This is a genomic window from Providencia sp. PROV272 (assembly GCF_049901975.1).
Lineage (GTDB): Bacteria > Pseudomonadota > Gammaproteobacteria > Enterobacterales > Enterobacteriaceae > Providencia > Providencia stuartii.
The window spans coordinates 2,874,539-2,898,301 of record NZ_CP096291.1; the positions used below are offsets into that span (position 1 = coordinate 2,874,539).

The 23,763-nt window shown below is 43.4% G+C and carries 15 protein-coding genes and 1 pseudogene; 5 read left to right on the forward strand and 11 right to left on the reverse strand.

Annotated features, from left to right (window positions below):
* Window positions 1-8: 8 nt before the first annotated feature.
* Entirely contained in the window at window positions 9-2,627 is a 2,619-nt protein-coding gene (pepN, locus tag M1E93_RS13280) for an aminopeptidase N (protein WP_088498589.1), read from the reverse strand.
* A gap of 510 nt (window positions 2,628-3,137) precedes the next feature.
* Here pepN and pncB point away from each other — a divergent pair.
* The 4 genes from pncB (at window position 3,138) to M1E93_RS13300 (ending at window position 9,286) form a co-directional block, all read left to right on the forward strand.
* Window positions 3,138-4,352 carry a nicotinate phosphoribosyltransferase gene (gene pncB / locus M1E93_RS13285; protein WP_004918176.1) on the forward strand — a complete coding sequence of 405 codons (1,215 nt, stop codon included), beginning with the start codon at window positions 3,138-3,140 and terminating at the stop codon, window positions 4,350-4,352.
* A 339-nt stretch (window positions 4,353-4,691) separates the two neighbouring features.
* Window positions 4,692-6,092 (forward strand): asparagine--tRNA ligase, encoded by a 1,401-nt coding sequence (gene asnS / locus M1E93_RS13290; protein WP_004918174.1) that lies wholly within the window; start codon window positions 4,692-4,694, stop codon window positions 6,090-6,092.
* 531 nt (window positions 6,093-6,623) lie between these two features.
* The gene (locus M1E93_RS13295; protein ID WP_426207289.1) at window positions 6,624-7,745 is read left to right on the forward strand and encodes a porin; all 1,122 of its coding nucleotides are present in this window, start codon (window positions 6,624-6,626) and stop codon (window positions 7,743-7,745) included.
* Between the two features lie 350 nt (window positions 7,746-8,095).
* Complete coding sequence (locus M1E93_RS13300; protein WP_004918170.1) at window positions 8,096-9,286, forward strand: amino acid aminotransferase; 1,191 nt, start codon at window positions 8,096-8,098, stop codon at window positions 9,284-9,286.
* Between the two features lie 180 nt (window positions 9,287-9,466).
* Here the strand turns inward: M1E93_RS13300 and M1E93_RS13305 are convergent.
* The 8 genes and pseudogenes from M1E93_RS13305 to cmoM form a co-directional block, all read right to left on the reverse strand.
* A pseudogene (locus M1E93_RS13305) lies at window positions 9,467-10,113 on the reverse strand (MBL fold metallo-hydrolase).
* 116 nt (window positions 10,114-10,229) lie between these two features.
* Window positions 10,230-10,778, reverse strand: a complete 549-nt coding sequence (locus tag M1E93_RS13310; RefSeq protein ID WP_014657936.1) for a YcbK family protein — start codon at window positions 10,776-10,778, stop codon at window positions 10,230-10,232.
* A 383-nt stretch (window positions 10,779-11,161) separates the two neighbouring features.
* On the reverse strand, window positions 11,162-12,889 hold the full coding sequence (gene ldtD, locus M1E93_RS13315) for a L,D-transpeptidase (protein ID WP_104873366.1): 1,728 nt from the start codon (window positions 12,887-12,889) through the stop codon (window positions 11,162-11,164).
* 394 nt (window positions 12,890-13,283) lie between these two features.
* Complete coding sequence (gene aphA, locus M1E93_RS13320) at window positions 13,284-13,997, reverse strand: acid phosphatase AphA (protein WP_004918158.1); 714 nt, start codon at window positions 13,995-13,997, stop codon at window positions 13,284-13,286.
* Window positions 13,998-14,258: 261 nt separating this feature from the next.
* A complete protein-coding gene (gene mukB / locus M1E93_RS13325; RefSeq protein WP_426206989.1) occupies window positions 14,259-18,704 on the reverse strand; it encodes a chromosome partition protein MukB in 4,446 nt (1,481 codons plus the stop codon).
* Entirely contained in the window at window positions 18,701-19,429 is a 729-nt protein-coding gene (gene mukE / locus M1E93_RS13330) for a chromosome partition protein MukE (RefSeq protein ID WP_004918154.1), read from the reverse strand. Before mukE ends, mukB begins: the two co-directional genes overlap by 4 nt.
* The gene (mukF, locus tag M1E93_RS13335; protein WP_014657933.1) at window positions 19,410-20,735 is read right to left on the reverse strand and encodes a chromosome partition protein MukF; all 1,326 of its coding nucleotides are present in this window, start codon (window positions 20,733-20,735) and stop codon (window positions 19,410-19,412) included. Before mukF ends, mukE begins: the two co-directional genes overlap by 20 nt.
* Complete coding sequence (gene cmoM / locus M1E93_RS13340; protein ID WP_004918152.1) at window positions 20,732-21,520, reverse strand: tRNA uridine 5-oxyacetic acid(34) methyltransferase CmoM; 789 nt, start codon at window positions 21,518-21,520, stop codon at window positions 20,732-20,734. Before cmoM ends, mukF begins: the two co-directional genes overlap by 4 nt.
* Window positions 21,521-21,924: 404 nt before the next feature.
* Here cmoM and elyC point away from each other — a divergent pair, with 404 nt between their 5' ends.
* Window positions 21,925-22,752, forward strand: coding sequence for an envelope biogenesis factor ElyC (gene elyC / locus M1E93_RS13345; protein WP_036943618.1), 828 nt, complete (start codon window positions 21,925-21,927; stop codon window positions 22,750-22,752).
* A gap of 71 nt (window positions 22,753-22,823) precedes the next feature.
* Here the strand turns inward: elyC and kdsB are convergent, their stop codons facing one another.
* Both kdsB and M1E93_RS13355 read right to left on the reverse strand, forming a co-directional pair.
* Complete coding sequence (kdsB, locus tag M1E93_RS13350; protein ID WP_014657931.1) at window positions 22,824-23,567, reverse strand: 3-deoxy-manno-octulosonate cytidylyltransferase; 744 nt, start codon at window positions 23,565-23,567, stop codon at window positions 22,824-22,826.
* 5 nt (window positions 23,568-23,572) lie between these two features.
* Window positions 23,573-23,752: a Trm112 family protein gene (locus M1E93_RS13355; protein ID WP_004918148.1), complete on the reverse strand. Its 180-nt coding sequence runs from the start codon at window positions 23,750-23,752 to the stop codon at window positions 23,573-23,575.
* Window positions 23,753-23,763: the final 11 nt, after the last annotated feature.

A 23,763-nucleotide genomic window follows, 5' to 3' on the forward strand; every position in this document is an offset into this window, starting at 1 on the left:
TAAAGAACTTAGCTTTCGAGCGCTTTCGTCACTTTTTCGAACAGATCACCTGAAAGGTTATCCAACGCTTTGAGTTGCTCTAACGTATTGCGCATCAGGCCTTGGCGTTTATCGTCAAAACGTTTCAAACGGATCAACGGTTCAATCAATCGCGATGCGACCTGTGGGTTACGTGTATTTAAATCCACGAGGATCTCATACAGGAATTGATAGCCGCTACCATCTTTCGCATGGAAAGCTGACGGGTTACCGGAGGTAAACGCCCCAACCAAAGAACGCACACGATTTGGGTTGCTCATACTAAATGAACGGTGATTCAGCAAGCTACGTACTTTCTGCAAGACATCCGGAGCAGGGCTAGTACCTTGCAATGTAAACCATTTATCCATCACTAGGCCATCGTGGTGCCAACGCTCATCAAAGGCCGTCATTAATGACTCTAGGCACGGTAACTGAGACTCACTCGCCGCCGTTAATGCGGCTAAAGAGTCGGTCATATTATCGGCCGATTTGAATTGTTCTGACACTAATTTGTCTGCGAGTGCTTGATCATCGCCTGCTGCAATATACTGTAAACACACGTTACGTAATGAACGTTTCGCAATATCGCTGTGGTCAACACGGTAGCCATCAATTTTAATCGATTGATAAACCGCGAGGAATTCATCAGCCATTGCTGTCGCCAGTTGATGAGCGATAAAGTTAGCAACATGATGGATGGCATCAGGGTCGATAGTTTGGAAAAATTCTGCCATCTCATTTTCAGAAGGCAGAGTCAAAATCAGTGCCGCGAGTGCTGGATCGATGGTGTCATTAAGTAACACTGCTCGGAATGCATCAATCACATGCTCAGGGAGAACGAGCGCGTTGCCCGCCTGATAGTTCGCAACGTTGATCTTCACATAGTTACCGATCAGTTGCTGAGCTGCATCCCAACGTGAGAACTCATTACTTGCATACTGCATCAGAAAAGCGAGTTGCTCATCACTGTATGGATAGTCCAATTTAACTGGCGCAGAAAATTCACGTAGTAATGATGGCACAGGGCGGCTTGGCACATTATCAAAAGTGAATGTTTGTGATGCTTGCGTAACATTCAATACAGCGTTTACGCTACTGCCAAGATATTGCAGAGGAATAACGGCCCCATCTTCACCATACAACTCAATATCGAGTGGAATGTGTAACGGCTGCTTTTCTGACTGATCCGCGGTCGGAGGTGTCATTTGGCTCACATGCAGCACATACTGTTGCTTTTCAGGGAAGTACTCATCACGAACCGTTAATACAGGTGTCCCTGATTGACTGTACCAACGACGGAATAACGAAAGATCCACATTCGAAGCATCTTCCATCGCTTGCACAAAGTCGTCACAGGTTGCGGCGCTGCCATCATGACGATGAATATACAGTTGCATACCCGCTTGAAACATTTCTTCCCCTAGCAGAGTATGGATCATACGAATAACTTCAGCCCCTTTTTCATAGACCGTTAGCGTATAGAAGTTATTCATCTCGATCACTTTTTCAGGGCGAATTGGATGAGCCATTGGGCTTGCATCTTCAGCAAACTGAGCCGCACGCATCACTTTGACATTATTAATGCGATTGACAGAGCGAGAGCCAAGATCTGAACTGAACTCCTGATCACGGAAAACGGTCAAACCTTCTTTTAGGCTCAGTTGGAACCAATCGCGACAAGTGATACGGTTACCTGTCCAGTTATGGAAATATTCATGACCGATAACAGATTCTATATTTAAGTAGTCTTTATCGGTTGCGGTTTCATTTTTAGCGAGCACATATTTTGAGTTAAAGACATTCAGCCCTTTATTCTCCATCGCGCCCATATTAAAGAAATCAACCGCCACTATCATGTAGATATCAAGGTCATATTCAAGACCAAAGCGATCTTCATCCCATTTCATGGCATTTTTTAGGGATTGCATCGCCCATGGTGCACGATCAAGGTTGCCTTTATCAACAAACAACTCTAATGCGACCTCGCGGCCTGTGCGCGTCACGAAAGTGTCGCGAAGAACATCAAAATCCCCCGCAACTAACGCAAATAGGTAACTTGGTTTAGGGAACGGATCTTGCCATTTCACCCAATGGCGCCCATCATCGAGTGTCCCTTCGGCAATACGGTTACCATTCGATAGCAAGTAAGGATAGCGCTGTTTATCGGCGGTAATTGTCGTCGTATAACGCGCTAACACATCCGGCCTATCCTGATAATAAGTAATATGGCGGAAACCTTCTGCTTCACATTGAGTGCATAATGCATCCCCTGAAACATATAAGCCTTCTAATGCTGTGTTTTTTTCAGGGCTGATTTCATTCACTATGCGTAATGTGAAAGCCTCAGGCAATGATGCCAATATCAGCTTACCATCTTGCTCTTTATAATCAGTCCAAGGCTGACCATCCACTTCAATAGAGACCAATTTAAGGTCTTCACCATGCAGTTCCAGTGTAGATGAGGCTGGGTTAAGGCGTTTGACTTGGCTAATTGCCGTCACGACGGTTTTTGCGGGATCGAGGATAAAATCAAGATCAATTTCAGAGATAGTATAATCAGGTGCTTGGTAGTCCTGACGATATTTCGCTTGTCGCAATTGGGTCATATGAAACCTTTTTTATTCGTTAATTCGATATAGTCGTTTACCAATTCTTCTTTATATTACTATACGCTGCTGCAACATAAATGCTATATGAGAAACACTCTCATCATACTATGTTAACGATTTATGACTATCAGCATCGATAAATGTTAACAATTGGTTTGTTCGTTGATGCTATAACGCTGTTAAATAGAAAATTACGTGTTAGTATCGTTTCATGCTCAATGACTGGCAATGAGTATATTAACGCTTGTTAATCAACTCTAATCGCTAATGTGCCATTCTGGTCAATGACGTATACTCTAAATCATTCGAGAGCCATGGCAAATAGGCCATAACCGTCACCGATAAGCCGACAACTCGAAATGTGATGAGTATAAATAAATATTGGAAATGCTCACAGACACAAGAGTGATGCAATAAGGCTTCTATCTTCTGTCAAAGTGAGTATACTTTTCCAACTTTAACGATTTAGCTAATAAGTAGATAGCTCCGCGAGGACGCCTGCGCGCCATGAATTTAGACGCTACCCCTATTATTACATCACTGCTTGACACTGATGCTTATAAGCTTCATATGCAGCAGGCCGTATTTCACCATTACAGCCAAGTACCGGTTGTCGCCGAGTTCCGCTGTCGTAGTCGTGAAATTCTAGGTGCCTATGCCGATGAAATCCGCCAGCAAGTCCAATTGATGGCTCACCTTTCACTCACCGATGATGAGGCCAACTATTTAAAAGAGCTTCCTTTTTTCAAAGACGATTATCTTGCATGGCTAAAAACGTTTCGCTTTAAACCTGAACAGGTCAATATCACCACTGCGGATGATGGGCAGCTCGCGATTCGTATTAGTGGCCCATGGTGCGAAGTGATTATGTGGGAAGTTCCCCTCCTCGCCTTGATCAGTGAAATAGTTCAACGCGATAGGCATCCACAGGTGACCCAAGAAGATGCCGTTACTCAATTGAAAAAATTACTGACGGTATTTTATGATCAAGCGGCCGAAAACCATATCGACCTTAGCCGCTTTAAACTCATGGATTTCGGCACGCGCCGCCGTTTTTCCTATGATGTCCAATCTGCTATCGTCTCCTTGCTTAAAGAGGAGTTCCCTTACCTTGTGGGCACAAGTAATTACAAACTGGCACATAAATTAGGGCTAGCCCCCGTCGGCACCCAAGCCCATGAATGGTTCCAAGCGCACCAACAAATTAGCCCTGAGTTAGCCAATAGCCAACGTGCTGCACTCCAAAGTTGGCTTGACGAATACCCCGACCAACTTGGCATTGCATTAACGGACTGTATCACGATGGATGCATTTTTGCGTGATTTCGATGATAACTTTGCGAAGCGCTACCAAGGATTACGCCACGATTCAGGGGATCCTATTGAATGGGGAGAGAAGGCCATTGCGCACTATGAGAAATTAGGCATTGACCCAATGACTAAGACGCTCGTGTTCTCAGATAGTCTCGACTTACAAAAATCATTAGAGCTGTATCGCTATTTCCATAAACGCATTAACCTTGTGTTTGGGATTGGCACAAGGCTCACTTGCAATATTCCCGGTGTCGTACCTCTGAATATTGTGATCAAATTGGTTGAATGCAACGGCAAACCCGTCGCGAAATTATCCGATAGTCCGGGTAAAACCATTTGTGAAGACGATGAGTTCGTTAATCAGCTTCGCAAAGCGTTTGATCTTCCTAAAATGGAAAAGGCTTGCTAATTTGGCGATGCACTGTGTGATACCTTAATGGGAATAGGTATCACACCAATTCCCCTTTCAGCGTACGCAATAACACGATAACTTGTCGCTTAATAATATATTTGCTTGCTATTCTAACCCCAACTAGGTTATAGCTAGAGGCTATTGCACTTTTTGGTACAAAAGTATCGATTTTTTACTTGTTTCCTGCCTCACGGCAAGTAACATAGAACTTTAACCTTGAAATAGAGAATTTCGGGAAAACAAATACTTTCATTGGTCTATAAGATGAAAAATGACTTATTTAGCCCAGTGAAAATGTCATCGTTAATTTCGTTTATATAAAAGAGAGTAATTTTTATGATCGTAGCGCCTGTAGTCGATGTACTGCAAGGCCGTGTGGCGGTTGGCTCTGAAGTCACCGTTCAAGGCTGGGTACGTACAAGGAGAGATTCAAATGCTGGTTTTTCTTTCCTCGCCGTTTATGACGGTTCCTGCTTTAACCCATTACAGGCTGTCATCAATAATAATTTACCTAATTATAACGACGAAGTCCTGCATTTGACGACAGGCTGTTCTGTTGAAGTCACGGGGATCGTGAAAGAGTCACCGGGCCAAGGCCAATCTTTCGAATTAGAAGCAACAGCCGTTAACGTTGTTGGTTGGGTTGAAGATCCGGATACTTACCCTATGGCTGCAAAACGTCATAGCGTTGAGTACTTACGTGAAGTCGCACACTTGCGTCCTCGTACCAACTTAATTGGTGCGGTAGCTCGTGTTCGCCATACCCTCGCCCAAGCGCTGCATCGTTTCTTTGATGAGCAAGGCTATTTTTGGGTTTCTACCCCAATTATTACAGCTTCTGATACCGAGGGTGCAGGTGAAATGTTCCGTGTTTCTACACTGGATTACAACAACCTGCCACGTAACGACAAAGGCGAAGTGGATTTCAGTGAAGACTTCTTTGGTCGTGAATCCTTCTTAACCGTATCCGGTCAATTAAACGGCGAAGCTTATGCCACCGCATTAAGCAAAGTCTATACCTTTGGCCCAACATTCCGTGCAGAGAACTCAAACACCAGCCGCCACTTAGCGGAGTTCTGGATGGTAGAGCCAGAAGTGGCCTTTGCTAGCCTAGACGATGTTGCGGGCCTTGCTGAGCAAATGTTGAAGTTTGTCTTTAAAGCTGCGCTGGATGAGCGCCGCGATGACCTTGAGTTCTTCGCTCAACGTGTCGACAAAGAGGTTATCAACCGCCTTGAAAGCTTCGTTAATTCAGATTTCGCTCAAGTTGATTACACTGACGCAATCAAGATCCTTGAAACCTGCGGTAAGAAATTTGAAAACCCCGTTTACTGGGGGGTTGATATGTCTTCTGAGCATGAGCGCTATTTGGCTGAGCAACATTTCAAAGCACCTGTGGTTGTTAAAAACTATCCTAAGGACATTAAAGCTTTCTATATGCGCCTTAACGAAGATGGCAAGACAGTGGCAGCAATGGATGTACTCGCCCCCGGTATTGGTGAAATCATCGGTGGTTCACAACGTGAAGAGCGCCTTGATATGTTAGACGCGCGTCTTGAAGAGCTTGGAATGAACAAAGAAGATTACTGGTGGTATCGTGACCTACGTCGTTACGGCACCGTGCCTCACTCAGGCTTTGGCCTCGGGTTCGAGCGCTTAGTGGCTTATGTAACAGGTGTCGGTAACGTCCGTGAAGTGATCCCATTCCCACGTACACCACGCAATGCGGCATTCTAATCACTACAGCTTTTCCAAATAAGCTTCCAATATCGAGCCTATCATGGCTCGATATTTTTTATCACCGTCATTCTTTTTAGTCGATTTGCGAAATACATCACAGCGTTACCAACTGAGCACAATTTCTGCACCCTTTTTAAATTGATTTAGCTTAGATCGGAAAATTCCGCTTTTTTCATCGTTTTTTGTTTTCTCTATAAGCAAATCTATCACTTATATTTATCTAAGCTGTTCAAAAAAAGTTCAATTTGACCTTTAAAAAAGTTCCCTAAATTTTGTAATTATTTTTAAACTGGTCATACCTGTGGTTATTTTTCACTCTATTTTTTACATTTTGAAACACCTTGTTACCATTTGTTTCAGAATCTTTATTTTTGTAGCACTTTGAGGGTAGATAAATTTATTTACCAATGGAACACTGGACGCCGACATAGACGACACTAATCTCTCATAAATAGTTCCAAATTTTTTTGAGAATTATTTTTGGCAGTGGCAGGTGTCCGAATAACACCAATGAGGGTAATAATAATGATGAAACGCAATATTCTTGCAATGGTTATCCCAGCTCTGTTGGCTGCAGGCGCAGCAAACGCAGCTGAAGTATACAACAAAGACGGCAACAAACTAGACGTTTACGGTAAAGTTGACGTTCGTCACTATTTTGCTTCTGCTGATAAAGGTAAGAAAAGTGAAGATGGCGACGACTCACGCGTTCGTTTAGGTGTTAAAGGTGATACTCAAATCACTGACCAACTGACTGGTTTTGGTCGTTTTGAGTGGGAAACTAAGACTAACAAAGCTGAAAATGAAGGTGAAAACAAAAACCGTCTGGCTTACGCGGGTCTGAAATTTGCTGACTTCGGTTCAATCGACTACGGCCGTAACTACGGTGTAGTATACGACACGAACGCATGGACCGACGTGTTCCCACTGTGGGGCGCGGACACTATGGATCAAACTGATAACTTCATGACTAGCCGTAACCGTAACCTGTTAACTTACCGTAACAACAACGCATTCGGTTATGTTGATGGCCTGAGCTTCGCTCTGCAATATCAAGGTAAAAACGGCGACAACAACAAGTCAAGCGCTGGTATGGCTAAAGACAACGGTGACGGCTACGGTTTCTCAACTGCGTATGAGTTAGGCTGGGGCGTAACTCTGGGTGGTGGTTATTCTAGCTCTTCTCGTACTCCAAACCAAAAAGCTGGTGTAGTTACATCTGAAGGTGATTCTTACTACAGCGCAACTGGTAAACGTGCTCAAGCATGGAACGTTGGTGGTAAATTCGACGCTAACAACGTTTACTTAGCAGCTATGTACGGTCAAACTCAAAATACATCTCGCTACGGTGACCTTGATCTGATCGCTAACAAAACTGAAAACGTTGAATTAGTTGCTCAATACCTGTTCGACTTCGGTCTGAAACCATCTATTGGTTATAACCAATCTAAAGGTAAAAACTTAGGTAATGGTTACGACAACCAAGATCTGGTTAAATACATCTCTGTAGGTTCATACTACTACTTCAACAAAAACATGTCTGCAGTTGTTGATTACAAAATCAACCTGCTGAAAGACAACGACTTCACTAAAGAATACGGTATCAACACTGATAACGTTCTGGGTCTGGGTCTGGTTTACCAGTTCTAATTATTGTTTAAACAATAATTCAGACAACAGTGAAATCTGTTTTGAAAAGCAACGCTTCGGCGTTGCTTTTTTCGTCTGTATAGCGAGCTTGCACAACCTATTGTCTTTCCACCTTTTAGTTACCGCTAAGCCATTAAATCTCGCATAAAAATCAATTCTTAAGTTAATCTGTGGGGAAGTAAGTGAAAACCGCTGTATTTTGTGCGATTAATGGTCATATCCCATGCAATTTATACCTGCATCACAAGATCTTGCCAATTTTTAGTAAAACGGTTGGCAAATTGTTTTCTGCGCGTTAACCTGAGCACTCAACATTTTCGGCTTAACAACTGAGCTTTGGAATCGACAACATGTTTGAAAAAATTACTGCTGCCCCTGCTGACCCTATTTTAGGCCTTGCTGATAGTTTCCGTGCTGATCCTCGTGAAAACAAAATTAACCTCGGTATCGGCGTCTACAAAGACGAGTCGGGTAAAACCCCTGTTTTAGACACTGTAAAAAAAGCAGAGAAATTCCTGCTTGAAAACGAAAATACCAAAAACTATCTTGCCATCAGTGGGATGCCAGAATTTGGTCGTGTCACCCAAGAGCTGTTATTTGGTAAAGAGCATGAAATTGTCACCTCTAAACGCGCTCGTACTGCACAAGCGCCTGGAGGTACGGGTGCCCTACGTATTGCCGCTGACTTTATCGCTAGTCAAACCAATGCTAAACGTGTTTGGATAAGCAATCCAACATGGCCAAACCACAAAAATATTTTTGAAGCCGCTGGCTTAGAAGTGTTGACTTACAACTACTATGATGCCGCAAGTCATGGTATGGACTTTGATGGTATGCTCAACAGCTTATCTTCTGCGGTAGCCGGTGATGTTATCGTTCTGCATGGCTGCTGCCATAACCCAACAGGTATCGACCCAACAGCTGAGCAATGGGCTAAACTCTCTGCCCTATGCGCGGAGAAAGGTTTACTGCCAGTATTTGACTTCGCTTATCAAGGCTTTGCTAAAGGGTTAGATGAAGATGCTGAAGGGCTGCGTATCTTTACCCAACAAAATCCAGAAATGATCGTCGCCAGCTCTTACTCTAAGAACTTCGGCTTATATAATGAGCGTGTCGGTGCCTGCACCATTATTGCGAAAGATAGCGATAATGCAGAGCGTGCGTTTAGCCAAGCAAAAGCGGTTATCCGTGCTAACTACTCAAACCCACCAGCACACGGTGCAGCCGTGGTTACGACCATTCTTTCTGATGACGCACTAAAAGCAGAGTGGATCCAAGAGCTGACCTCAATGCGTGAGCGTATTAAACGTATGCGTCAGTTGCTGGTGAATACACTGGAAGAAAAAGGCGCTAAACAGGACTTCAGCTTCATTATCAACCAAAATGGTATGTTCTCCTTCAGTGGCCTCAATAAAGAGCAGGTAGAGCGCTTACGTAGCGAATTTGGTATCTATGCAGTTAGCTCTGGGCGTATCAACGTCGCAGGTTTAACGCTGGAAAACATGGTGCCACTGTGTGAAGCCATCGTAAAAGTACTGTAATGGCTTAACACGATAAAGTTTTTACAATAATAGAACGCCTCTCAATAAATTATGAGAGGCGTTTTTTCTTTTAAAGAACAGAAAACTAGCTCGATAAAATCACAGAAATAGCCATGTCCCAACAGGTTGGGGCATGGCTTCATAGGGTGAAAGCAAGCTTAGATGGTGATTAAGTCGTCATCACCAAACAGGAAGATCATCCTGCAAAAATGGATTGGTTTTGCGCTCATGACCAAGATCTGACATTGGCCCGTGGCCTGGGATAAACTGATAGTCATCCCCTAAAGGTAGAACCTTGTTTTTGATTGAAGCAATCAACGCCTGATGGTCTCCACGAGGGAAATCACTGCGCCCTACCCCCCTTTAAACAGCACATCCCCCATTGAGATAAGTTTATCTGCATGGTTAACAAAAATAATGTGGCCAGGGGTATGACCGGGGCAATGCAATACATCAAAGGCCATCGATCCACAATGAACAGTCTGCCCCTCTTCTAACCAATAGTCAGGGGTGAAGCTAGGACCACCTTCAATATTAAACATCGCATGTTGCTCTGCTAACGCTTCAATCCAAAAAGCATCTTCTTTTTGTGGGCCATAAATAGGGGCTGAAAAGTGCTTAGAAATGATAGCCGTTGCACCGATATGATCAGCATGCCCATGTGTGAGCAGAATTTTAGTGAGTTTTAAACCACGCTCTTCGATAGCGGCAATGAGTTTTTCAGCTTCACCACCGGGATCGACTATCACTGCTTCCATCGTATTTTCATCCCAAATCACCTGACAATTTTGCTGAAAAGGGGTGACTGGGATAATCATATAGTTCATTAAGCAATCGCTCCGTAATCTGTTTTATTTATACCCTAAATACTTCAAGAAACAGCGCAAGGCAAAGTAATCCCTGCGAGTGCGGTGACTTGAAGTACGCTGAGCATAGGTACAGATTACCATGTTCTTGCCGGACCTGTATCAATATGGATGAAATTACTTTTTGGATAATAACCAACGCCGCCAGCTCTCATTTTCAGTGCCGCTTTACGGATATGGCTCAATTGTATCCCTTCGATATGGAAGTCCATTGCTTGTCCACGAGTATGGTAACTCTTTTTCGCCACCCCCGAGCTGCTACGGCGCAAGGCATTATTTGTTTCAAGTGAACGGTAACCTGAAATCAATTGAATAGGCTTATTCGACCCTAACATAACCTGTAACATATAAATTTGGTCGAATAACTTAGGATCAATGGTTTTGACTTTATCGCAACGGTAATCACGGAATAAGTGATTTAATCGAGCTAACTCAGATTTGTTATAATGGCGTCCATCAAAAAACTCTGTTTTTAAAAATTCCCCAGTATTGAGGTTTTGAAAACGCAAAATTTTTGGTTTAGGCGTCGTCATAGCAGCAAAAACATGGCTAGGCAATAAACTCAGCCCAAAAGCGGCTGCACCAGCACCTAACCACTTGCGGCGATTTTGGTCGATAATATCCATAGATGGTAACTCAAATTTCAATGGGTTAAACATACCCAGCCGTTCGAGCTACAACTTAGCGGCTAACTTCTTTCGAATCACTTCATTGCGCGCCTAGCTGCATCTCGAATGAGAGAGTATAGGAACAAAATTTATACTATTGTTCAGTCTAACAAATGATATTTAACTTTAATGTATAAAAATGTAAAGAAATAAGTAAATAAGCGCAAATTTGGCATATTTACGCCAAAAGAGTGAACTTGGTCACTCATAATAAACAGAATATCTTCTTGTTATTGAGTAATCATTGAAAATATAGGTTTTGATACTTAAGTGTAACCCACTATCAACTAATTATTAGTGATAATAGAAATATCAGGGAGGAAACCTCCCTGATATCACATTTAATGTAAGATGTTTTTTATTACGGGTAAATATTTTTCAGCATTATTGATACTATTATCATATTGGTAAATATCAGCGCGGTACTGAGGCTGTTGCTCTTTGTCTACCCACGCCGTTTGATAATAAAGATAAACGGGGATCCTATCCGGAATATTCACATAACGCGTACTTCCTGCTTTTACTGCACCATCAATACGCTTTTGCTCCCACCCTGCATCACCTAACAAGATACTGGCTAATTCGCTAGCTTTATTTACCCGTACGCACCCTGAACTGATAGCACGTGCACTCCGATTAAATAAGCTGTGGTTCGGTGTATCATGCAGGTAGATTGCATCCGAACTTGGCATATTAAATTTATAGCGGCCTAATGAGTTGGTTGGCCCCGGTGCTTGGCGGATCCGATAAGGGAAATTCGCTGGAGTGATCACATCCCAATTGATGGAGTAGGGATCAATCTCAAAGGAGTCTTCCCCCCATCCGGAATAGACCGTGTAACCTTTGCGGCTAAAATAGCTAGGATCCTGCTTCCCTCTTGGTGCAATGTCTTTACGAGCCATGCTGGTAGGCACGCTCCAAGGTGGATTGATCACCACATTATTTAATGCACTGCTCATTATTGGCGTTTTACGATCAGGCCGGCCAACAATCACTTTCGAATCTAAAATCACTTCATCATTTAGGAAGAAATTTAATGAAAATGCAGGGATATTCACCAAGATCCCAGTGCCATTATTTTCAGGAATAATACGTAAGCGTTGAATATTCAACGCCATTAGCCCTGCTTTTTGCTGAGGTTTCATATTCAGCCAAACTTTGGTGCCTTTCCCCACCATACCGTCAGCTTCCAAGCCGTAGCGCTGTTGAAATTTTTTGACAGCTTCAACTAGCTCATCACTATACAAACGCGCTTGTGCGGTCGCTTTGGCGATTTCTGCATCTGGCGCTGCGGCATCTAACTCTGTATTAATCGCCGTTTCATCAAGTAGCCCTTGGCGATACAAGATCTCACGTAAAGCGATAACATCATCACTCGATTGACCCGGTTTTAGGGTTTTGGTATCCACTAAAGCCAACCCATCGTCATCCATTTTTAGTTGCCTCAACATTTCTTCGCGCATAGGCTGATACAGGGAATGTTGAGGCGCTTGTAATTTGACCCATTCATTAAGGCGATTTTCAGCGGCGGCATCCAACCATGGCTTCATTTGCTCTGCCGTAGGTGCCGCTATTTTGTAAGGCTGTTTCCGGTATAGCCAAAATTGTCCATTAGCTGAAACACCAGAAAGATATTGTAGATAACCCAACATGGCATCAGACAAAATCACATCACGGCCTAATTCGCTCAACTGAACATGTTCAAGGGCGGCTAACCACTCATTAAATTGAGGTTGTACCCCTGAAAGTGCCAGCTCCGCCAGTTGTTGCTGAAACTGTTCGATAGCCGTTTCATCTTGCCATAACAGTTTCATCTGCCGATCTGCATAAATCTTCGCGAGTTGTGAAGAAAAAACAGGTTTTATATCGGCAGGTAATGCTCCCGTAATTTGCGCTAAACTTTCAGTTGGTGTGATAGTCGCCACAGGGGCTGCCACCACCTCTTGCTGCAATGGCGCTTCTTCTGTCAAAATTAGCCCATTGTCTTGCGCTGAAAATACAGGAAGTTGTATCGACAACAGCCCACAAATTACCGAAAGTTGCAGAGCTTTCACTCTTTTCTTTGCCATAAATCCACCTTAAGTAACCACATGGATAACAATCATTTTTTATTATATTGAATATTAATTGTATTTAATTTCGAAAAGAATGTTATAGGAATTGGCTAATTTTGTCTTTAAATAACGCGAAACGATTTTACGCTTAGCCATTAAAACAGAATAAATACAACCAATGAAAAATAGACGTATTTACTGCTAAAATACCTAAAAACAAATCATAAAAATGAAATAATAACTAGATTGTTAAATTAAATATGACTTAAGTGTGATAGTTTCCTCTTTACACCTCTTTTGACTATTTCATGGCGAATGATACATTTACCTCTTATGAGTTAATCTTTGTGAGATACTAAAAAAGGCGCCAGGCGCCTTTATATTATTCATATTATGTCGATTAACCTAATTAATATTCAGAGTTAATCACAACTTCTTCACCAAATTGCCCTGCTTTAGGTAATGGTTGGTAGGAGGAGTTTGCGGCACGTAAAATACGAATACCACGGATATTTAATTCACGAGCTGCGGCAATATCGGCATCAGCATCACCATAATAAATTTTTAATTTATGGTCACGCATCCAACTGACTTTATTATTTTGTCCCGGTTCATCCCCCGCAAAAATGACTGGGTTCATTTTATCTGCCGGGATACCAAGCCCTTCTTGTACATATTGGCTAACGGTTTCTGTTTTTGTCTTCGTGCGGCCAGTAATAAAGTAAACAGTATCACCACGTTTTAGATGCATTTGGACTAACTCGATGCCGACTTTTTTAGGCATGCTGAATTTATCCCATTCATTATTCATCTTTTCCCAAAATTCCCTATTTTTGAGATAACTAAAATCATTTGGAGAATATTCTAGTTTACCGCGATAAAAACCAGGACTGGAAAAAAGTACGGTATCATCAATATCAAAACCAACAGCCATAGGAGCTTGGCCTTCAAGGCTATTTTTAATTTGCTCAACAGAAACCCAATGAATTGGTTTCTGTTCAGCTAACTCTGCCACAGTTACCCCTGGGCTAACAACGTCTGGCATTAATACTTTTGCCTGTGACGTTGCCGTAAAGCTGAATACTAACGCGATGGCACTTAGGGTCAATGTCGTTTTTTTCATGTTGGATCCTTACTGATTTATTGACGATGCAGGCATCATGAAAGCAAGCCATAATTATACGAAATATAATTTATTTGGAATGCATCACAAGAATTCAGATAATAATGTCTTTTCTCTCATAAAAATGAGATTAATGTCTCATAGTGACTTTCTTATTCCGATCCAATTAACCACTATTCAGTAAATTTAACTTATGCGGATTTTTATTAAAAAAAAACGGCATTATTTCTAACGCCGTTTTTAGTGACTTAAATAGGTTAATTACCCTTGAGGCAATTGTGCTTGTGAACTTGGGTTATCTTGACCAAACCCTTTTAATCCAACAACGTGTACATGCTCTCGATTATCAAACACTTTACGAACCAATTTATAGGTCGTTCCTTTTTCAGGACTGATATTCTCAGGTGCTGCAATAATCAGCTGCATTTCTAACCGTTCACACAGCTCAAACAAGGTGGCGATAGATTTTGCATCCAGTCGAGCGGCCTCATCAAGGAACAGTAAACGGCAAGGAATGATATCTTTTGCACGTAAGCGACGTGACTCCTCTTCCCAGCTTTGCACCACCATAACCAATATCGACATCCCTGTACCAATCGCTTCACCTGTCGATAATGCACCACTTTCCGCCTTCAACCACCCATCAGATCCGCGGTTAACTTCAACTTCAAGTTCAAGGTAATTACGATAATCAAGTAACTCCTCACCGATAGTTTGCGGTAAGCGTTGCCCCATATCGATTTGTGGGTTCAAGCGTTGATAGAGCTTAGCCATCGCCTCAGAGAAGGTTAAACGCTGGCTGGTGAACAGGTCTTGATGCAATTCGCTCTCTTCTGAGAGCACCGTCAATAACAGAGAATGGCTTTCTCGAATATTGACATTCAAACGTACCCCTTTCACCTGACCAAACGCAACGGCCTGCAAGCCTTGGTTCAACATGCGAATACGGTTCTGTTCACGCTGAATGGTCTTACGAATAATGTTAGCCACACTCTTCGAACTGATCGCCAGTTTTTGCTCACGAGCCGTTAGCTCTTCTGTTAATCGAGCCAACTCAATTTCCATTTGCTCAATCGCATCGATGGGGTCATCAGTACGAATGATATCTTGACGAATACGCTCGCGAAGATGCTGATAAACAGCAATAAAGAATTGGATCTTACGCTCTGGGCGTTTCGGATCTTCAGATAAACGCAGTACATCACGTAAATGTTCATTATCTGCTACCGCTAAACGTAACGCCCCCAAAGCCTTATCCGACATTGAGCGTAAACTATCACCGTCGGTATAAGCCAATTCTCGACGGTGTAAACGCCGCTCAACACCATTGTCTTTCACCAAGCGCATGACAGCACACCAGCCAGCCTTAGCCGATACCACTTGTTCGCGCAATAGATAATAATCTTTCTCTAACTTGCGAATACGTTTTTGCAAGTTTTCCATTTCCGCTTCACATAAGGTCTGCTGTTTTTCTAGCTGGTTAATTCGGCTACGATTCGCCATGACAGATTGATGTAGCTCATCACGACGAATACGTGCACGCTCTTGCGCATCAGGATCCGCTTTAACACCAATATCCTGCATTTCTGCTTCTAGCTCTTTTAACATCTCTTGTTTGGTATCAAACGAGCTGCGAAGCGACGCTAAAACTTGATTGAATTGTGCTGATTGTGATTGCTGCTGACGTAACTGCTCACGAGCGCGGCTTCTTTCATTTTCAGCTTGCTCTAAGCGTTGGCGGAGTTTTTCGTTAAGGTCGGCATTCTCATTCACCATCCCCGTCGAATCACTGTAGCTAAAGTGGGCGCGACGCTGCACCACTTCCACCAAGGCAAAGGCCTGTTGTTTCGCGATTTGCTGACTATGTTTCGCATTCTCATAGTCTTGACGTAGCTGATCATGTTGCTCAGGGTCACTCAATAACGCGGTAACGATAGGCTCTAGTTTTGCTAACGCCTGACCATGTTTATTTAAGAAATGGGCAGCTTCTTCTGCTTCTGAAAGCTCATCTCGAATTTCGTCAGCGCGATCCGCTAGCGTTTCATCCATCAATAACCCAACTAAAGGTAATAGTCGGTTTAATGCAGATAGAGACTCTTTACCCATTGCAAACTGTTGGCGCTGTTGCTGAGTTTGCTCTTCAAACTGAGCCAAATTACGCTCTATCTCAGTACGTTTTTGGTTTAAGGTGCGGATTTCGGCTTCGGGGTCGGCTTCAAAAGCTACCGAAATATGTTGACCAATAAAACGACTAAAAGCTTGATGTGCACGTTGAATTTTTTGTACGTCAAACGAGAGCGTTGCGTAGCGCTCAGCTAAGTTATCACGCTCTAGTGTCAATGCTTCTAAGCGTGTTTCACGGGCTGCTCGGCCAAATAAGGGCACTTCCGGATAACGAGAAAAACGCCATTGCCTATCTGACGAGCGTACTAATACCGCATTTTCAAACTCTTCTGCATCGAAAACACTGTCATCGAAGGATTGGGGATCCCCTTCAATAAAGTAAACATCTTCTGGGCAATCTTGCAACGTTTCTAATTGGCTGCGCACCACCGAAAGGTCTTGAACAACAATCCCATTTCGAGCAGGACCATACAGCGCCGAGAAATAAGGGGCATCTTCAATGGTGATATCGTCGTAGATTTCCGATAACAACACCCCACCAAAACGCTCTGCAAGGGCAAGTAAACGGCCATCTTCCACACCACTAGGTTGACTGAGGCGCTCAATTTGCTTCTCTAATTCGCGACGTTGGCTCGCCACCTCGTCACGCTCAACGGTGATTTCCCTTTCCTGTTCAAGCAGTTGCTGCATGTACTCTGTAACAGCACCACTTGATTCAAATGATTGTTTGGCTTGTTCGTTAAGCTGAGTCAACGCTTCTTGTGCCATTAACCATGCAGGCGCTTTAGCCGTTAATACTTGAATGCGTTGACGAATTTGCTCAAGCTCTTGGCGCATCTGCATACGACGTTCGCCGCTTTCGTTGACACCAACACTTAATTCTTCTTGCTGCGCTTCCAACTCGGCCATTAGACCATCTAATTCATCTGGCTCATAGCTTTTGTTATGTCGCTTACAAAATTCGTTTAATAAGCGCTCTGCATTTTGCTGACTGTCTAAGCGTTGTTGTAATTCAGCGAGTTGCATGCGCAATGGTTGCACTCGCTCTGCCAAATGTTGCTGTGAAGACCAATCGCGTAATAGCGCCCTTGCTTGCTGGTAAGCCTCGCTACGACTGACTTCACCTACCATACTTTTAACAAGTTGGTACGCTTGCTCAAACTGACTGTGTGCCGCATCCGCAACACTGATTTTTTGTTCTAATGTCAGTAACGCTTCTGTGGCCTGCTGCTCGCGAGCTTCAAAGGTTTCTAACCACTCGTCTGCATTTTCTATTGATAAGTCAGGTAATTGGCACAATTCACGCGCCCGAGTCAGTGCCTGCAATGCTTGCTGATATTGAATAGCTCGGGTTTGCTGGACATCAAGCGCCTGCTGATAATCAGCCAACTGGCTTTTTAATTCATCAACTTCAATTTCAGCCGCTTCAGCACGTGCTTCAAACTCTTCTTGGCGCTCTGTCGCCTCAGCAACCACTTCCGACTGCTCTTCAAGACGGAAAGTCAGCTCTTCAATATCGGCTTGGTAGCGATCGATTTTCTCTTGCTGACGCAATGCCGTCTGAACAAGGTTTAAATGGTCATTTGCAGCCTGATAATCAGCCTCTAAATCAGACGATGCATTATTTTGTTCGTTCAATTCGCGGGCAATTTCAACGCTACGAACTTGCTCTTGCCTCAACTGCTTACGGCTCGCCAATAGTTCACTACGCGCTGCCATTGCTGAATCAAGGTGAATACGTCGTTCATTGGAGTGACGCATATAATCGGCTGACACATAATCTGTAGCTTGGCTGATCAGATGTTTGAATAAATCACGATCCGATTGGGTTACGCGGATGGCTTCTAGTGTCAGGCGGTTTTCACGTAGCGCAGCTTCCATGTCTTGGAAAGCCTTACGTACTCCACTGTTTTCTGGCAATAAATAATCACGTAGCGAGCGAGTGATGGCACTAGAGATCCCGCCATACAATGACGCTTCAATCAGACGATAATATTTGCTACGGTCACTGGCTGAACGTAAACGCTTCGGTAAAACACCGAGTTCAAACAGGACTGAATGGTAATCCGTGATTGAGTTGAATTGCTTAAAGTGGAGGCCTTCTTGCTGTTCTAAACGCTCTTTTAATTCGTTGAGAGCGATAACTTTTGCTTGGCGCCCATCCACTATTTCGGTCAAAACTTCGGTCGGTACTGTCGCGATTGGCACACCTTGGATCATGAAAGGTTTAATATCGACTTTCTTATCACGACCCGCAACCTGTTGCAGCCTCACCCCAACAATGACGCGCTGATGTTTAGAGTTCAGAACATCCAAAACAGCATAACAGACACCCGGGCGTAGCTTACCGTGTAAGCCTTTATCACGTGAACCTGTTGTTGCCCCTGCTTCGGTGGTATTACGGAAGTGCAGCAAGGTGAGATCGGGGATCATTGCGGTAATAAATGCCGCCATCGTTGTTGATTTACCTGCACCATTTCCCCCTGACAGCGTGGTCACCAGCTCATCAAGGTCAAAAGTACGCGCAAAAAAACCGTTCCAGTTAATCAGCGTCAGTGAGCGAAACTTCCCGCGTTCAATCATACTTGTTCATCCTCATCACTCTCAGCCGCATCTTGGTCTTCGTCTGTCTCTTCATCTTCACTATCCTGTAAGGATAACCCTTCTTCGAGGGAGATGGCCTCACCGTCACGGATCATACGTAATTGGGCTTCTTGAACGTTATCACCACTACGAACGTCAGCACCGAAACGGAATACCGATTCAGAAATAATAAATCTGTTCGAGTCGTTTTGAATAAAATGTACCATGCCTAAACGACGTAAGCGGTTCAGGGAGGTTCTCAGCTTTTCTTGTAGCTTTTGCTTATCCAAATCAGAACCGGTTGAGCGTTGATTAACAAATTTCAATAATTTGCTTTCATCCGCCAACGATAGTAGCTCTTCAAATAGCTCTTGGGCGGTAAAAATGCCTTGGTTAGTCAATCGTTCAGGACTTAAGTAGAGATAGCAAAGAATTTTCCCTACCATCATATCCAGCTCAGATAATACCGAGCGTGGGATCAAAGTTGTTGAACGGGGACGTAAATAGAAAAAGCCTTCCGGTGCCCGAATCAGTTCCACATTGTAGCGTGCATAAAATTGCTCTAACACCTCTTGAAAATCCATCAAGAAGGCATGGTTATCAAGGTCATCAATACTAATATGACGCCCTGAACGCAATTGACTATCTAGCTCTGGGAAAATGGGGTTGGCCAATGCCTGAGCCAGTTTAACTGGCATAAATTGTTCAATATTTGTCGATGACATGTGCCTGCACCTTGGCTCCGTAATCATTAATTGCTAGCCACTCTGACGGCAATCCCGCCAAATCAGCCTCTGCGATACCTAATTTAACAGCCTGATCAATAATAATGCGTGTCACATCAAAGTGACGTTTCTGTGGATACTGCGTTAAGTACTCTTGTACGACTCGGGCAACATCCAGTGGCTGTTTTTCGCGTTTATAGAATGCCAGTTCCGCTTCCATAAGCTCGGCTAACCGATCGTTCACCTCGCTAAACTCTTCAAATTCAAGGTCTGGAGGCAATTCCCCCATCACCTCTTCATCGTTCAAGGCCAACTCTTCGTCACGCATATCAAATAGACGGTCCGCATTCGCGTAAGTCAGCGCCCATGGGCTATCGAGATATTGTTGAACGGATTGGCGTAAACGCTGCGAGAAAATACGGTTTTTATCCATATCAATTGCAGTACGGATAAATTTATGGACATGGCGGTCGTAACCAATCCAGAGATCGATAGATTGTTGACCCCAACTAACAATGCGGTCTAATTTGTTTTGCAAATCGTAAACTAGCCTATCCACCATATCGGAAAAGACTGGCGCATTCATATTCGCTTCTTGAATACGTAATAAATTCGCCTGTAATTTATCTCCGGCGGCTTCTAACGTATCCTGAAGCTCTCGCAATGTACCGGATGTCTCTGATAACAGCTGTTCACAGTTTGCGATAGCGGCCTGCCAATCTTGGTTGAGTAATGCCGCAATATCTTCTTTGATACTATTTTGCTGCTCATCCATCACGCGCTGAGATAAATCAATGCTGTCGAATATTTCAGCCACTGAATATTTCAGGGGGGCGAATACAAAACGGTGCCAATAAAATTCATCGCCGCCTTCTTCGGCTGCCTCTGCTGCCCTTTGTAGCTCACCTGCCACAATGGATAGCTGCATAGACAACCTTAATGTAGAAAACTCACGCTGACGAATGTAGTAGTCGCTTATTCCAATACCAAGTGATGTCAAACGGTAAATGGCGTTACCTTCTGTAATATCACTGGTAAAACGGTTAAATATTTTCTGGCGAACCATATCATTGATGGCGTTGTTCGCCCTGACAGATAATGATTCCGTGGTCTGTTCAAAACCTTTACACACTTCACGGAATGCATCAATCAACTCCCCTTCATTCATTTCACCGTTAACGCGTTCGCTGTTTAATACCGCAACCGCCAGCAAGAAAGCTAAGCGCTCTGGAGGCAGTGAAATCGAAAAATCATTTTTTCGTGCCCAGGACACGAGTTCAGGGACGGTCTGGGAAAAATCACTCATAAATCGTCCTTTATTATTGGTTTTCGTGCCATGACATGAATATAACGCCCCATGCTGATGTAGGGTTCCTGACGACAATATTGTTGTTCTAAAGCCAAAAGCGCCGGAAAATCTTTTTGCTGTAACTGCCGACTTTGCAGGTAGTCATGAAAGACTCTGACGCCACTTTTGCCAATAATCTCCATTTTGCAATCAGACAACCATTCATCGACTTGTTGTGGTAGTAATGGATTTTGTGGCGATAATGAACGTTTACGTCGACGTTGGATATGCGGTGTAGCAAGATGAAAATTACCTAAAATCGCGTTTCGCATTACTAAACCATTTGCATTATAGAACATGACAGAAAATACGCCTTCTGGCCTAATTATATCTACCAACTGTTCAATTGCATATTTCTGTTCACTAATCCATTCAAGTACCGCATGAAATAGCACTAAATCAACCGTACCTTCAATATGTTGGCGAATATCTTGAACGGCACAATGAATAAAACGCATATTTTCGCTAATCCCTTGTTCTTCGGCAAGTTCATTAGCGCGTTCAAGCATTTCTTCGGATAAATCGCAAAGTATGACCTGATGTCCCATTGCCGCCAGTTTGCGCGAAAAGTGACCTTCGCCACCGCCTGCATCTAAGATACGCAATGTTTGCCCATTAAACTGAGATAAAATCAATTGGGTTAGATCTTGCCAAACAACCGCTTCGCGTATTTTACCTTTTGTCGTGCCATAGATATTTTTTGCAAATTTATCAGCAATATCATCAAAGTTGCGGTCTACCATGTATTATCCGGTACTCTTTAAATTAGCCATTCATGCCTGTTAACACAACGCCACCTTCCCAGCAAATGTTAAAATCAGCCAGTTCTTATTTCGCCGTTAATGAAATAAGATCAAATCCAGAATATGATTCAATATTAATTCGGCTAAAATAACGCTGTACATCTGCTTGATGTTTAAGGCTGCTGAAACCTAAATGATATACGCTCAATAACTCGATGTGCAGGGTTTGAACCGCTAGGAGCATCGATAGCTCTGTGACTCGTGCGAATGAGTGTAGTCAAAAATACAGCAACTTGAAGTATGACGATTATAACAGATAACGGCCTTATTTTGGCATAGTGCGGTCCTGAATTCAGCAATCAGAACAATTAATTGACGATAAACTCCAAAAAATAGGTTCACTTATGCTATTTCTTTTAAAAAAATACTTGGGCGCCTTACTTATGCCGCTCCCTCTACTGCTGCTGATCGGGTTTATCGGCCTTATATTGCTGTGGTTTACACGCTGGCAAAAGAGTGGCAAAGCCTGTGTGTCCATGAGCCTTATTGTTATTGCCCTTTTAGGGTTGCAGCCTATTTCCGACAGTTTACTTGCCCCTGTTGAAGGGAATTTCGATAAACGCTATGAACTGATCACAGAAAATCCCCCCGAGAATGTTCACTATATTGTCGTGCTCGGTGGTGGGTTTACCTATAACCCAGATTGGAGCCCGAGTTCTAACTTGCTCAACAATAGCCTGCCTCGCGTCACTGAAGGTGTCCGTTTATACCTAAAATACCCAGGAAGTAAGCTTATTTTTACAGGAAGCAAAGCGAATAGCACTATCAGTAGTGCAGAAGTTGCGGCCATGGTTGCTCAGTCACTTGGTGTACCTGCTAGCGATACGATTGCATTAACAGAGCCAAAGGATACGCAAGAAGAAGCATTTGAAGTGGAAAAAATAATTGGGAAAGAGCCGTTTTTGCTGGTGACCTCGGCGAACCACTTACCAAGAGCCATTTCCATGTTTACAGCACGCGGCATGCAGCCTATTCCTGCCCCTGCAAACCAATTGGCCATCAAAAGTGCACTCAATCCGTGGGAAAAATATTTCCCTTCCGCATTCTATTTTAGCCATAGCGAACGGGCTTGGTATGAATTAATCGGCTCTATTTGGTTTTATTTAAAGCCAGATAACACCGAAGCACTAGAAACCCCCATTTTAACGCCTGAGGCCATAGAAGCAGAATAAATAGAACAATAAAAAAGGTGTGGCTCAGAAATGAGTACACACCTTATATGGCTACCGATATTTATCGTTGCTTATTTAAATTGCTTTCTTACTAGCTCGAGATCTTCTGGAGTATCCACACCAGCACCCGGTGCTTTTTCAGCCACTGCCACATGTATTTTTTCGCCATACCAAAGCACTCTTAACTGCTCTAGCATTTCGATTTTCTCTAATGGGCTGGCTTCCCATTTAATATAACGACGAATAAACCCTGCGCGATAAGCGTAGATCCCAATATGACGTAAGAAATGATCACCGATAGCATTTTGGCTAACGGCGAATTTATCTCTATCCCATGGAATGGTCGCTCGAGAAAAGTAGAGCGCATAACCTTCATGATCTGTCACTACTTTTACTGCATTTGGATTAAAGGCTTCTTGAGCATCATGAATAGGCACTGCCAATGTTCCCATCTGCGCTTGGCTACCTTGAAGGTTCCTTGCAACTTGGCTAATGATTTCAGGTGGGATCAAAGGCTCATCACCTTGTACATTCACAATGATTTCGTCGTCCGCAAAGCCATAGGTGTCAATGACCTCTGCTAAACGCTCTGTTCCTGATTGGTGGTTAGGATCAGTCATACAAGCTTCACCACCTGCTTGGATAACTGCATTCGCAACGTCAGGGTGATCGGTCGCCACAACGACACGTGACGCCCCTGACTTAATGGCTTGCTCCATGACTCTGACAACCATCGGTTTGCCATGGATATCAGCAAGGGGTTTCCCCGGCAGTCGAGTAGAAGCATAACGAGCAGGAATAATAACAGTAAACATAATGATTACTGCCCTTCGTCTAATGCAACTTTGCGAGCTTCACTTTCCAACAAAACAGGGATGCCATCACGGATAGGATAGGCAAGGTGATCGAATTTGCAAATCAGTTCAAGGTTTTCTTTGTTGTAACTTAATTTGCCATGACAGATAGGGCATGCAATGATTTCAAGTAAACGGTGATCCATGTTTTCTCCCA

What these genes read in the sequence shown, in the direction of transcription:
- asnS (WP_004918174.1), top strand. Translation starts at nt 4,692, where the DNA reads ATGATCGTAGCGCCTGTAGTCGATGTACTGCAAGGCCGTGTGGCGGTT.
- M1E93_RS13300 (WP_004918170.1), top strand. Translation starts at nt 8,096, where the DNA reads ATGTTTGAAAAAATTACTGCTGCCCCTGCTGACCCTATTTTAGGCCTT.
- cmoM (WP_004918152.1), bottom strand. Translation starts at nt 21,520, where the DNA reads ATGGTAGACCGCAACTTTGATGATATTGCTGATAAATTTGCAAAAAAT.
- mukB (WP_426206989.1), bottom strand. Translation starts at nt 18,704, where the DNA reads ATGATTGAACGCGGGAAGTTTCGCTCACTGACGCTGATTAACTGGAAC.
- pncB (WP_004918176.1), top strand. Translation starts at nt 3,138, where the DNA reads ATGAATTTAGACGCTACCCCTATTATTACATCACTGCTTGACACTGAT.
- M1E93_RS13295 (WP_426207289.1), top strand. Translation starts at nt 6,624, where the DNA reads ATGAAACGCAATATTCTTGCAATGGTTATCCCAGCTCTGTTGGCTGCA.
- kdsB (WP_014657931.1), bottom strand. Translation starts at nt 23,567, where the DNA reads ATGTTTACTGTTATTATTCCTGCTCGTTATGCTTCTACTCGACTGCCG.
- aphA (WP_004918158.1), bottom strand. Translation starts at nt 13,997, where the DNA reads ATGAAAAAAACGACATTGACCCTAAGTGCCATCGCGTTAGTATTCAGC.
- mukF (WP_014657933.1), bottom strand. Translation starts at nt 20,735, where the DNA reads ATGAGTGATTTTTCCCAGACCGTCCCTGAACTCGTGTCCTGGGCACGA.
- pepN (WP_088498589.1), bottom strand. Translation starts at nt 2,627, where the DNA reads ATGACCCAATTGCGACAAGCGAAATATCGTCAGGACTACCAAGCACCT.
- M1E93_RS13355 (WP_004918148.1), bottom strand. Translation starts at nt 23,752, where the DNA reads ATGGATCACCGTTTACTTGAAATCATTGCATGCCCTATCTGTCATGGC.
- mukE (WP_004918154.1), bottom strand. Translation starts at nt 19,429, where the DNA reads ATGTCATCGACAAATATTGAACAATTTATGCCAGTTAAACTGGCTCAG.
- elyC (WP_036943618.1), top strand. Translation starts at nt 21,925, where the DNA reads ATGCTATTTCTTTTAAAAAAATACTTGGGCGCCTTACTTATGCCGCTC.
- M1E93_RS13310 (WP_014657936.1), bottom strand. Translation starts at nt 10,778, where the DNA reads ATGGATATTATCGACCAAAATCGCCGCAAGTGGTTAGGTGCTGGTGCA.
- ldtD (WP_104873366.1), bottom strand. Translation starts at nt 12,889, where the DNA reads ATGGCAAAGAAAAGAGTGAAAGCTCTGCAACTTTCGGTAATTTGTGGG.